Source organism: Bradyrhizobium sp. CCBAU 25360, from assembly GCF_028128695.1.
GTDB classification, from domain to species: Bacteria; Pseudomonadota; Alphaproteobacteria; order Rhizobiales; family Xanthobacteraceae; genus Bradyrhizobium; species Bradyrhizobium ottawaense.
In genome coordinates this window covers 179,672-190,569 of sequence record NZ_LBJA01000033.1, presented here as the reverse complement: position 1 = coordinate 190,569, position 10,898 = coordinate 179,672, and the positions used below count along the sequence as shown (strand labels likewise).

The window sequence follows — 10,898 nt, the reverse complement described above, 5'->3', positions numbered from 1 at the left end:
AGTACCGTGCAGGGTGATCTGACTGGCGTCAGTGATGCCATCGCCAGTCTTGCCCGTATCGGGTGACCAGGATGCGATGCTCGGCGCTGCCGGGACATCGGGCGTTGCGGGGGGCGTCGGAGACGACGTCTGCCATCCCGTGCCGAGTTCGTCGTTGTTCGTCAGGACGGGCGTGTTGTTCCTGAAGTAATAGTAACCCCACTTGCCCTCACCAAGTTCGTTGTTGGTGAACGAGACGCCGGAAATCTTGTCGGTGCTGCTGAAGCTGCCATCGGAGTAAAGGGTATAGCCGCCCCCTGCAAGATAGTTGCCGTCCACCTGAATGTTGGAAACCGGACCGAAGTCATTATTGATCATCACGGCCGAGACGTAGCTGTTCTCGTTGATGACGGTGTTGTGCCGAATGATGACGTCTGAAACGCCGCCGTCGATCTCGATGCCATCATAGTGCGGACCACCCAATGACGTGCCGAGACGCACATCGGGCGCATTCATGGCATGGATATAATTGTCCTGGACGAGGCTCGACCCGGTGACAATAATACCATTCTCCACGTCATGGATATCGTTACGCAGGAATGTGCCTGAACCGACGATGCCGTTCGCACCATCCGGGCTGCTTCCAACATTTAAAATCTCGCTGTCCTTGACGACAGTTCCTGTAATGCCATCCTTGATCCAGATCCCTGTCCAATCGCTGGACGTGATGCGACTATTCTGAATCGTGACGTTATCGGCGAGGACCGAAATCGTGCCTTTGACATCGAGAGCGTCGATGACGGTACCTGGTTGAGTGACAGTTATATCGCCCGATGGAGTCAGGATAACGCCATCAGGAAGACCGGTGGTATTCGCGTCTGGAAATCCAGCAATTGCCATGTTTGTTCATCCCCTCTGCAGTGCACGCGCAGACTGAGTCTCTTGCGCATACGGTTCGATATGTCGCGGCTCAGTCCAACTCGACTGCTTCTTTGCCGCCCCATCGGGAGCGTGTTCGAATTCGCACGCGCCTTTTTTGAGACGATTCATTGACCCGAGGATGGAGTTTTTAAATCGCGCAGCCGCAGTTCCCGCCGCCGGCCAAAATTAATATTATCACTGGACTGAGAATTAATGTTCGCAATTTAATTTCGATCGAGCGCGCTATTTAAATCGGCGACGAACCTGTGCGGTCTTCGTCAACACCAATATGTATTGCGCCCTCACGTCGCGTGCCTTCGCTTCGCCAATCATCGACGGCGGGCTGCACACATCAATCGGCGCCGCCGACTCCAGCGACGTCGCGGACGCCTGCCCGAACCTCGTCTCTCGAAACGAGAGTGACTTCCGCGGATTTCCGATCTCTGCCGAGGGGCGTCCGGCCACACGGCCATGGCGTCCTGCGTGCCGCCTCGCGTACACCCGCGACCACACGCCTGCAGTTGGCAGGGAGCCGCAGGGCAGTAATGACCGGCAAGAGACTATGAAGATTGGCGATCCCGGGAAGACTCGAACTTCCGACCTACGGTTTAGGAAACCGTCGCTCTATCCGGCTGAGCTACGGGACCGCGGAACCCGCAAGTCAGGCGGGTTGCCTGGAGGTGTACATATCAAAGCGGAGACGGGATCGGAAGCCCTCCACGTTGCCCAATACGAAGGGCTGCCGCTCGGCCTCACGCCTTGATATTGTTGTCCTTCACCACCTTGCCCCAATAGGCGACCTGCTTGTCGAAGAAGGTCTTGAAGGCCGCGCCGTCCTGGAGCAGCAGCGTCATGTGCTGGGTGTCCTTGAGCTGGGCGGCGGTCGCGGGCTCGCTGAGGATTTCCTTGGACGCCGTCGCCATGGCTGCGACGATATCGGGCGGCGTGCCTGCGGGCGCGAAGATGCCCCACCAGGCCAGCGTCTCGAAATCGGGAAAGCCCGCCTCGATCGCGGTCAGCGTATCCGGCAGGGCCGGCAGCCGCTCACGGCCGAGCTGCAGGATCGGATGCAGCATGTTGGTGCCGAACTGGGCGGCGACCAGCGCCGCCGATCCCGCGATGAGATCGACATGGCCGCCGAGCACGTCGTTCATGGCCGGACCGCCGCCGCGATAAGGCACGTGCATGATCTCGACCCCGGCCTTGCTGCCGAGCACGGTCATGGCGAGATGGCCGAGCGTGCCGATGCCGACGGAGGCATATTTCACCGCGCCCGGGGTCGCCTTGCAGGCGGCCACCACGTCGGCAAAGCTCTTGTAGGGGCGGCCGGCGCCGGCCGCGATCACATAGGGTGCGGTGCCGATCAGCAGCACCGGCATCAGCTCACGCTCGACATCGACCGGCGGCTTGTCGAGGATCGACGGAATCACCGCGTGGGAATCGAAGGTGACCAGGAACGAGGTGCCGTCGGCCGGGCTCTTGGCGACTTGCGCCGCGCCGAGCGCGCCGGCGGCGCCGGACTTGTTCTCGACCACGACGATGCGACCGAGCTTGGTTTGCAGGCTGGCCTGCAACAGCCGCGCCATCGCATCGGTCGAGCCGCCCGGCGGAAACGGCACGACCAGCGTGATCTTGCCAGCCTGCGCCGCCGTCGGTGCCATTGCGAGAATGGCCGGTGCAGCCAGCAGCGTACGTCGTGTGATCGTCATGGTCCCCTCCCTTTTTGCTTTCAGCGCCTGGCTTTTTGCTCTTTGACGCTACAGCATGATCCGGAAAAGTGTGCAGCGGTTTTCCGATAAGATCATGCTCAAGAAGATACCCTAAGCGCGAAGCGCTTAGGTCGTCCCGAAGCCCGACCCCGCTTTTCTGTATTCTGGCCGAGGCGGACTGAAGATGTCCAGCACCCGGGCCCCATTGGGGCCGGCGCGCATGGTGTGCGGCACATTGCCCGGCGTGCGCCAGAAATCGCCCTTCTTCACGGCAATCTCCTCATCGCCCTGGACGCGGATGGCCGAGCCGTCGAGCAGCACGCCCCATTGCTCCTCGGGATGATGGTGCAGCGTGCCCTGCGCATGCGGCGCCAGCGTCACCACCGACAGCATCGCCTGCTCGCCGGAGAAGATGCGGGTGGTCACCCCTGCCGCGAGCTCGCGGAACAGCCCGTCGCCGGGATCATCGATATTGTGGAATTCGTCCTTCTGACTCACGCCATCCTCCCCTTCGCTCTCGCCTGATCAGGACTTGCCATACGAGCCCTGGTAGCGGCCCTCGCGGATCGCCTTCATGGTCTCCTCCTCGCGCGCGACCTGGGCGCGCACGGCTTCGAGCAGCGCGGCGGCGCCCGCGGCGGGAAACGACACCACGCCATCCTCGTCGCCGACCACGATGTCGCCGGGCGAGATCACGCTGCCGCCGATCGTGACAGGCACGTTGATCTCGCCGGGGCCGTTCTTGTAGGGACCGCGATGGATCACGGCACGGGCGTAGCAGGGAAAGTCGTCGGCCGCGAACGCCGCGACATCGCGGATCGCGCCGTCGATCACATAGCCCTCGGCTTTGCGCCACTGCGCGATGTTCTTCATGATCTCACCGACCAGCGCGCGGGTCTCGTCGCCGCCGCCATCGACCACGATGACGTCGCCGGGGCCGACCAGCTCGAGCGCGCGGTGGATGGCGAGATTGTCGCCGGGGCGGGTGCGCACCGTGAAGGCCGTGCCCACCAGCTTAGCCCCGCGGTGATAGGGTTTTAGCCCGACCGCGCCGGGCAGCCGCGCGAGATTGTCCGAGATGACCGAGGTCGGCGCACCGCGAAAGCCCTCGATGATCTCGGCCGGCGGTTTCGGCACGCTGTTGGCTGCGATGGTAATGGTCATGTCCTGGAGTCCTTCCGTCAATCAATCGGCGTGCGCCCGCGCCTTTGCCGGCCAAATCCGGAAGGCGCGCCCTTCCTTCATCCACGTTGCGCGCTCGTCGCGCAACAGCGTGCGGCGGACTTTTCCGGAATCATCGCGCGGCGGGGCGCCGACGATCTCGAAGCTTTCCGGATGCTTGTAGCGGCTGAGCCTGTCCTTCAAGAACTCCGCCATGGCGTCGGCGATCGCCTGGCCGTCGGCGTCGCCCTCCGGCTCGATGATGGCGTGCACGCGCTGGCCCAATTCCGGATCGGGCAACCCGACCACCACGCAGGACCGCACGCCGGGAGCCTCGGACACGGCAGCCTCGACCTCGGCCGGATAGATGTTGGCGCCGCCGCGCAGCACCATGTCGGCGAGGCGGTCGCCGAGATAGAGATAGCCTTCCGCATCCAGCCTGCCGATATCGCCGAGCGATTCCCAGCCGTCGCTGCGGCGCTTCGGCTCGGCGCCGAGATAGTGATAGGTCGCGTCCCTGCCGTCGTTGTTGAGGAAATAGATCTCGCCGGTCTCGCCGGGCGCGACGTCGTTGCCGTCCTCGCCGATGATGCGCAGCTTCGCCATCTCGCCGATCTTGCCGACCGAGCCCTTGTGCGTCAGCCATTCCGTGCCGGAGATGATGCATGAGCCTTGCCGCTCGGTACCGCCATAGAGCTCCCAGACCCGCTCCGGCCCGAGCCAGGCGATCCAGTTCTCCTTCAGCCAGGGCGGCATCGGAGCTGCCATGTGGAAGACGGTCTGTAGGCTCGACAGATCGTAGGCGTTGCGCACCTGCTCCGGCAGCGCCCAGATCCGGTGCATCATGGTCGGCACGAAATTGACCCATTGCACGCGCTCGCGTTCGATCTGCCGCAGCGTCTCCTCGGCGTCGAATTTGACGAGACCGGTGAGCTGGCCGCCGGTGAACAGCGCGTAGTGCGACACGATGAACGGCGCATTGTGGTAGAGCGGACCCGGATTGAGCAGCGAGACCCCGAAGGGGATATTGAGCGGCGGCGCGGCGACCGTGTCGGTCACGGCCGGCTGATGATCGAGGATCACCTTCGGCCGGCCGGTCGAGCCGCCCGAGGTCATGGCCTTCCAGTAGCGCGCCACCGGCGGATTGAGCGGCTCGTCCGAAAATCCTGCCGGTACGAAATCCGCCGGGAGGCGGTTCGGGGCGTTCCAGTCGGCCTCGCCGCCGACCACCAGCGACGGCCTGAGAATGTCGAGCACGGCCGCGGCCTCGCCGCGCGGCAGCCGCCATGACAGCGAGGTCGGCGTCGCACCACACTTCCACACCGCAAAGGAGGTCTCGAAGAACGTATTGCCGTTGGGCAGTCCGATTGCGACGAAATCGCCGGGCTTGACGCCTTTGGCCATAAATGCCCGCGCGCGCCGGTTGGCGCCGCGCTCGAGCTCGTCCCAGGTCAGCGTGTCCTGCCCGTGACGGACGGCGATCGTGCCATGTGGTTTGCGTTCAGCGTACCAGCGCGGCACGTCGGACAGGGGCAGCAGCATCGGGCGTTTCCATTTCGTTTTCTTGGCGTCTTTTTTGGCGTCGCCTCAGATGAGGCGCTCGCAAGGCGAAGTGTAGCAGCCCGCCGAGGCGGCGCTGTGACTCATGCGCCACGTCAAGCACAAAATGTCAGCATCCCAGCCATGAAATTCCCGAGTTCCATGGGTGACAAGCCGGCGATAAAGAGGCAAAAATCTGGCTCGACTCAGTTCGGGTTGAGTTTTGCAAGGAATGCTCTCGTAGAATGTCGTCCGTGATAGCATTGCGTCGTGCGGCGCTGGTTCTTTTTGCCGCGGCAGGATTTTTCCTGCTGACGCACGCGCATGCCCAGGCGCAATGGTGGAAACGCGCGCCGGTCGATTTCGAGGAATGCGCCGACGCCGCCGAGAAGGCCGCCACCAAGTCCGAGAAGACATCCGCACTTGCCGATTGCAACGCCAAGTTCGCCGGCCGCCGCAAGGCAGGCGGCGGATACTCCTATTACGACTTCCTGCAGGATCGCACCTTCGACATCGCCGGACCCAATCCGACGCCGGAGGAGCAGAAGAAGATCGACGCAGCCTATACCGCCTATCTCGCCAAAGAGCGCCGCAGCAACGAAGCGGCCGAGGTCGCCGCCCGTCAACAGCGCGAGCAGCAGGAACTGCAAGCGCGGCAACTCCAGCAGGTCGCGCTGCGAACCGACGTCGCGCGCGTGCCCGTCCCGGTCGAGCGGCCAAAGGTGCAGCAGACCGTCGGTCAGCGCTCGAAGGGCGCGTGCACCAAAGGCTCATTCTCCTGCGAATGGCCGCGGCTGTCGGAAAGCTTGAACGATCTGAAGAAGCTGTTCAATCCGACCCCGAGCAAGCCGGCGAAGAAGGGCTGAGCTACAGCCGTCATTGCGCGATGATCGTAGGGTGGGCAAAGGCGCAAAGCGCCGTGCCCACCATTCGTTTGTGATTAAGAGAGTTGGTGGGCACGCTCCGCTTTGCCCACCCTACGAGAGCGTCGCCTCACTTCTTGTGCTTCTTCTTGCTGCGCTTCGATTTGACCACCGGCACATCCGCCGGCGCAGTCGTCGGCGAACTGCCCAACTGCGACCTGCTCTCCTGCAACCGCCTATCATAGCCGGGCGAGTTCACGACCGTCGGCGGTCTCGCAAGAGCGAGCGTCGATGCGCCGCAAAGCGCGGCAAGCGCGAGCCCGATCATCAAGCTACGTTTCATCGATCCCTCCTTGCACTCAAACCACCGCGCGAATCTGCTGCGGCGTCAGACGCGGCGGACCGTTGCCGGCTGCCTCGGCCTGATTGATCAGCGCAACAATGCGGCGCATCAGCGGCACCTCGACATGGTTTTGCTCGGCGAGCGCGATGACGGCGCCCTGGAGATAGTCGATCTCGGTCTTGCGTCCCTGCTTCAAATCCTGCCACATCGAAGAGCGCGCCTCGGGATCGATCTTCATGGTCCGCCCCAGAATCGCGTTGAAGATCGTGTCGGGCAGCCGCAGCAAGGCCGGCGTCCAGTTCATCGGGATCGGCGTTGCCGAGACCGGCGCGATGCCGGCGGCCTTCAGCGCGGCCAGCCCTTCCGCCATCTGGTCGGCAAACAGCCTGCGCCAGTCGCGGTTTGCCAGTTGCGCGGCGAGCGGCAAGTCGGACAATGCGCTGAGCGCATTGTTGAGATTGATGATCAGCTTGCCCCATTGCACGCCGGTGATGTCACCGCTCGCGCGCACCGTGAGGCCGGGCACCGAGAGCGCCGCGGCCGTGTTCCCAGCGTCCTCTCCGACATGGATGTCGCCGGAGGTCGAGCGGTGGAAACGGCCCTCGCCCATCGCGATCACGTTGAACGGCACCATGCCCGCGAGCACGTGGCGGCCACCGAGGCGGTCGCGCAGCACCGCGATATTGCCGATGCCGTTCTGCAGCGAAACGATGACGGCATCCTCAGGCGCATGCTGCGCGATCTGATCCGCGACATCGGCGGTGTCGGCGCTCTTGACCGTGACCAGCACGATGCCGGCGCTGTGGAAGATCGCGGGGTCCTCCGACAGCGCGAGCTGCCCTGCGCCAAGCTTCGTCTCGGAGCCGTCGAAATCCGTCAATCGCAGGCCGAACCGCTCGATCTCGGTCTTCACCCGCGGCCGCACCAGCAGCGCGACACGGCGGCCCGAGGCCGCCAGCATGCCGCCGACGAAACAGCCGATGGCGCCCGCGCCGGCCACCACGATCGGTCGATCCGTCATCACCTCGCCTTGCTCCCTGAACGACCCGCCCTCGATAGCAGAGGCGAGGCCGGCAACCAATCGCGGCGCATCCGCCTTGTAACCGTCATGAGAGCCCCATATGTTTTCGGCCCGGGGGCAGCCAGCGGCGAGCGCTCGCCGAACGAGACGCCAAAGGAGAGCACCATGGGTCTACTCGACGTCCTCAACGGCATGCAGAACGGCCCCCGCGGCCCCTCCACACCCAGCTCCGAGAAATCCTCCGGCGGCATGTCGCCGATGACCATGGCGATCATTGCCCTGCTTGGGTGGAAGGCCTTCAAGCATTTGACGGCAGGCCAGCCCGGCGCGACGCCTGCCCCGCAGCAGCGCTCTCCGCTGCCGCCTCCGACGCCCGTGAATACCGGCAGCAGCGGCGGCCTCAGCGATTTGCTCAAGGGCGGGCTCGGCGGCTTGCTCGCCGGCGGCGCGGCCGGAACCGTGCTGAGCGGCGGCCTCGGCGATCTCCTCAACCAGCTCCAGCAGGGCGGCCACGGCGAGGCTGCGAATTCCTGGGTCGGCAAGGGTGAGAACAAGCCGATCGCGCCCGGCGACCTTGCCAGCGCACTCGGCGCCGACCAGATCGAGAGTCTGTCCGCCCAGAGCGGCCTGCCGCGCGACGAATTGCTCAACGGCCTCAGCCAGTATCTGCCGCAGGTGATCGACCATCTGACGCCGGACGGACGGCTGCCGACCGAGACCGAGCTCTCCGGCAAACTTTAATCGGACGTTGATCGACGCGCTTTCGGGAAGGGGAGCACACTCATGAGCATGGGCGGCCTGTTGTGGATCATCGTCGTCGGCTTCATCGCCGGCCTCATCGCGCGCTGGCTGGCGCCGGGACCGAACAACCCGAGCGGCTTCATCCTCACGACCATCCTCGGCATCGCCGGCGCGTTTCTCGCGACCTTCATCGGTCAGGCCATCGGCCATTACAGCCCCGACCAGGGCGCCGGCTTCATCATGGCCACGCTCGGCGCGGTGGTGGTGCTGTTCATCTGGCACCGGCTGGTGGCGAGCGGCGTGATCAAGGGGTAGGCACTGTCACGAAGCGCTGATCTCGCCCCTCAAACTCCCTGTCGTCCCGGACAAGCGAAGCGCAGATCCGGGACCCATAACCCCAGGGAGTGGTTTGGCGAAGACTCGGAGTGACCGGAGTCGCGCGGCAACTTCTCCCTGTGGTTATGGATCCCCGCGTTCGCGGGGATGACAGCGGAGATTGGAGCGCGATCTCACGTAATCAAATGCATCCCCGCATCCATGCGCACGACCTCGCCGGTCATGTTGCTGGAGGCCGGCATCGCCAGGAAGCAGACGAACTGCGCGATGTCCTCGGCGGTCGACGCGACCCTGAGCGGCACCTTCGCCACCACGCTGTCGCGCACCTGCTTGGCGCCGGCTTCGCCGCGGCCCTTGGTGAACCAGGGCGTGTCGATATAGCCGGGGCAGACCGTGTTGACGCGGATCAGCGGCGCCAGCGCGCGCGACAGCGAGAGCGTCATGGTGTTGAGCGCGCCCTTGCTCGCGGCGTAGGCGATCGACGAGCCGACGCCGCTGATGCCGGCGACCGAGGACACGTTGACCACGGCGGAGGGCCGCTCCGAGGCCTTGGCGCCGGCTTCGAGCAGGCTGCGCGCGGCGCGCACCATCTGGAACGGGCCGATGGTGTTGACGCCATACACGCGCTGGAAATCTTCAGCCGACAATCCGTCGAGATCGGCATGGGCGACATGCTTGGTGGTGCCGGCATTGTTGACGAGGATGTCGAGCCGGCCCCAGGCGCTGGCTGCCGCGACGATCTTGCGGCAATCGTCGTCCTTTGAAACGTCGCCCTGCGCGACCAGGACTTCCGGAGAGCCCGCCTTGCGGCAGACGTCCGCGGTGGCCTCGGCTTCTTTCTGGCTAGAGGAATAGTTGATGACGAGCCGCGCCCCGCTTCGCGCGAGGATTTCCGCGGTTGCTGCGCCAAGTCCGGATGCGGACCCCGTCACGATTGCGCACAGACTATCTTTGGCCATCCGGATTTCCTTCCCCTGTATCTGATGCGAGCCTTAAGTCGCTGGCCTTGTTTAGCGAGTTTGCCGCGCCCTGCAAATCAAGCAAACTCCGCTAAGCGGAATTAGCCTCCTATTGATCCTTGCCCCCATGCCCGCGCCGCAGGTTGACCTGCGATCAACGCTTGTCAGGGCCATGGCTTTTTCGGATCATCGGGCGCAAGAAGACCTGCGCGGTTCGCTCCACCAGGCGGGACGCGCCAACGGCAAAACACGGGGAACGCTGTGGCGGAGAGTGATAACATCGTCGTCGAGACCGCGGAGAAGATCTTCGCCGATCTCGCCGATCCGCAAACCATCAACAACGACAAGAAGGATTCCTGGCAGGCGCCGCTGTGGCGGGCGCTGAGCGAAGCCGGCCTGCCATTGTCCTGGGTGCCCGATGATCTCGGCGGCTCCGGCGCGAGCCTTGCCGACGGCTTTGCGCTGCTGAACGCCGCCGGCCGTTTCGCCGTCGCGGTGCCGCTGGCCGAGACCATGCTGGCCGGCTGGCTGCTGGCGCAGGCGAAGATCGCATCGCCCGAGGGCGAGTTGACGGTGCTGCCGGCCTCGCCGAAGGATCGCATCACCCTCGATGCCGATGGCTCGCTTTCCGGCCGCGCCCGCGGCGTGCCCTTTGCGAAGGCGGCAAAGCATTTTGCGGTGCTGGCGCACGGCAAGGATGGCGTCTCGATCGCGCTGGTCGATGCCGGCAAGGTCCGGATCGAGTCCGGCCTCAATGTCGGCTACGACCACAGCGACACCGTGACGCTCGACAAGGTCCAGCCCGTCGCGCGCAAGGCCGCGCCCAGGGAGTTTGACCAGACCACGATGATGCTGATGGGCGGCGTTGCGCGCAGCCTGCAGATCGCCGGTGCGCTGGAATCGATGCTCGACATCTCCGTGCGCTATTCCAACGAGCGCGTCGCCTTCGAGAAGAAGATCTCGAAATTCCAGGCCGTGCAGCACAATCTGGCGCGTCTCGCCGGCGAATCCGCCGCGGCCCTTGCGGCTGCGACCTCGGCCGCCGACGCCATCGCGAATGCGACGCGCTTCGACGACGAGGTCTATCTCGAAGCTGCCTCGGCAAAGATCCGCTGCGCGGAAGCCGCGGAAAAGGGCGGCGCCATCGCGCATCAAGTGCACGGCGCCATCGGCTTCACCCTCGAGCACATCCTGCACCGCTATTCGCTGCGGGCGCTGGCCTGGCGCGACGACTTCGGCTCGGAGAGCCACTGGGCCGTCGAACTCGGCAAGCTGGTCGCGACCAGAGGCGCCGACGAATTGTGGCCGCTCGTGGCGTCGCGCTGA

Annotated in this window: 12 protein-coding genes and 1 tRNA gene; 4 read left to right on the top strand and 9 right to left on the bottom strand. The window is 64.6% G+C overall.

Annotated elements, in window-relative coordinates; genetic code table 11:
• From XH81_RS10765 to XH81_RS10740, 6 genes are all read right to left on the bottom strand, one after another.
• Positions 1-879: right-handed parallel beta-helix repeat-containing protein (locus tag XH81_RS10765; RefSeq protein ID WP_271596175.1), on the bottom strand; the 879-nt coding region annotated here is incomplete at its 3' end.
• A gap of 591 nt (positions 880-1,470) precedes the next feature.
• A tRNA-Arg gene (locus XH81_RS10760) sits at positions 1,471-1,547 on the bottom strand.
• A gap of 105 nt (positions 1,548-1,652) precedes the next feature.
• Complete coding sequence (locus XH81_RS10755; protein WP_271596174.1) at positions 1,653-2,609, bottom strand: tripartite tricarboxylate transporter substrate-binding protein; 957 nt, start codon at positions 2,607-2,609, stop codon at positions 1,653-1,655.
• 126 nt (positions 2,610-2,735) lie between these two features.
• Entirely contained in the window at positions 2,736-3,107 is a 372-nt protein-coding gene (locus tag XH81_RS10750) for a dimethylsulfonioproprionate lyase family protein (RefSeq protein ID WP_028141816.1), read from the bottom strand.
• 27 nt (positions 3,108-3,134) lie between these two features.
• Positions 3,135-3,773: an RraA family protein gene (locus tag XH81_RS10745; protein ID WP_038973561.1), complete on the bottom strand. Its 639-nt coding sequence runs from the start codon at positions 3,771-3,773 to the stop codon at positions 3,135-3,137.
• Positions 3,774-3,794: 21 nt separating this feature from the next.
• Positions 3,795-5,312: an AMP-binding protein gene (locus XH81_RS10740; RefSeq protein WP_028141818.1), complete on the bottom strand. Its 1,518-nt coding sequence runs from the start codon at positions 5,310-5,312 to the stop codon at positions 3,795-3,797.
• A gap of 242 nt (positions 5,313-5,554) precedes the next feature.
• On the opposite strand from XH81_RS10740, the gene XH81_RS10735 reads away from it, so the two are divergent.
• On the top strand, positions 5,555-6,175 hold the full coding sequence (locus tag XH81_RS10735; protein ID WP_028141819.1) for a hypothetical protein: 621 nt from the start codon (positions 5,555-5,557) through the stop codon (positions 6,173-6,175).
• A 127-nt stretch (positions 6,176-6,302) separates the two neighbouring features.
• On the opposite strand, the gene XH81_RS10730 is transcribed toward XH81_RS10735, so the two are convergent.
• Positions 6,303-6,515, bottom strand: a complete 213-nt coding sequence (locus XH81_RS10730; protein ID WP_028141820.1) for a hypothetical protein — start codon at positions 6,513-6,515, stop codon at positions 6,303-6,305.
• A 16-nt stretch (positions 6,516-6,531) separates the two neighbouring features.
• A complete protein-coding gene (locus tag XH81_RS10725; protein WP_028141821.1) occupies positions 6,532-7,539 on the bottom strand; it encodes a 2-dehydropantoate 2-reductase in 1,008 nt (335 codons plus the stop codon).
• Between the two features lie 162 nt (positions 7,540-7,701).
• Between XH81_RS10725 and XH81_RS10720 the strand changes: the two genes are divergently transcribed.
• Complete coding sequence (locus XH81_RS10720) at positions 7,702-8,277, top strand: YidB family protein (protein ID WP_028141822.1); 576 nt, start codon at positions 7,702-7,704, stop codon at positions 8,275-8,277.
• Positions 8,278-8,319: 42 nt separating this feature from the next.
• Complete coding sequence (locus XH81_RS10715; protein WP_080670147.1) at positions 8,320-8,592, top strand: GlsB/YeaQ/YmgE family stress response membrane protein; 273 nt, start codon at positions 8,320-8,322, stop codon at positions 8,590-8,592.
• 194 nt (positions 8,593-8,786) lie between these two features.
• On the opposite strand, the gene XH81_RS10710 is transcribed toward XH81_RS10715, so the two are convergent.
• Positions 8,787-9,572 carry an SDR family NAD(P)-dependent oxidoreductase gene (locus tag XH81_RS10710; RefSeq protein ID WP_271596173.1) on the bottom strand — a complete coding sequence of 262 codons (786 nt, stop codon included), beginning with the start codon at positions 9,570-9,572 and terminating at the stop codon, positions 8,787-8,789.
• Positions 9,573-9,833: 261 nt separating this feature from the next.
• On the opposite strand from XH81_RS10710, the gene XH81_RS10705 reads away from it, so the two are divergent.
• Positions 9,834-10,898, top strand: coding sequence for an acyl-CoA dehydrogenase family protein (locus XH81_RS10705; protein ID WP_028141825.1), 1,065 nt, complete (start codon positions 9,834-9,836; stop codon positions 10,896-10,898).

Bases quoted from the DNA above. Each gene is read 5' to 3' on its own strand.
- XH81_RS10755 (WP_271596174.1), bottom strand. From the start codon at position 2,609: ATGACGATCACACGACGTACGCTGCTGGCTGCACCGGCCATTCTCGCA.
- XH81_RS10745 (WP_038973561.1), bottom strand. From the start codon at position 3,773: ATGACCATTACCATCGCAGCCAACAGCGTGCCGAAACCGCCGGCCGAG.
- XH81_RS10740 (WP_028141818.1), bottom strand. From the start codon at position 5,312: ATGCTGCTGCCCCTGTCCGACGTGCCGCGCTGGTACGCTGAACGCAAA.
- XH81_RS10735 (WP_028141819.1), top strand. From the start codon at position 5,555: ATGTCGTCCGTGATAGCATTGCGTCGTGCGGCGCTGGTTCTTTTTGCC.
- XH81_RS10730 (WP_028141820.1), bottom strand. From the start codon at position 6,515: ATGAAACGTAGCTTGATGATCGGGCTCGCGCTTGCCGCGCTTTGCGGC.
- XH81_RS10720 (WP_028141822.1), top strand. From the start codon at position 7,702: ATGGGTCTACTCGACGTCCTCAACGGCATGCAGAACGGCCCCCGCGGC.
- XH81_RS10715 (WP_080670147.1), top strand. From the start codon at position 8,320: ATGAGCATGGGCGGCCTGTTGTGGATCATCGTCGTCGGCTTCATCGCC.
- XH81_RS10710 (WP_271596173.1), bottom strand. From the start codon at position 9,572: ATGGCCAAAGATAGTCTGTGCGCAATCGTGACGGGGTCCGCATCCGGA.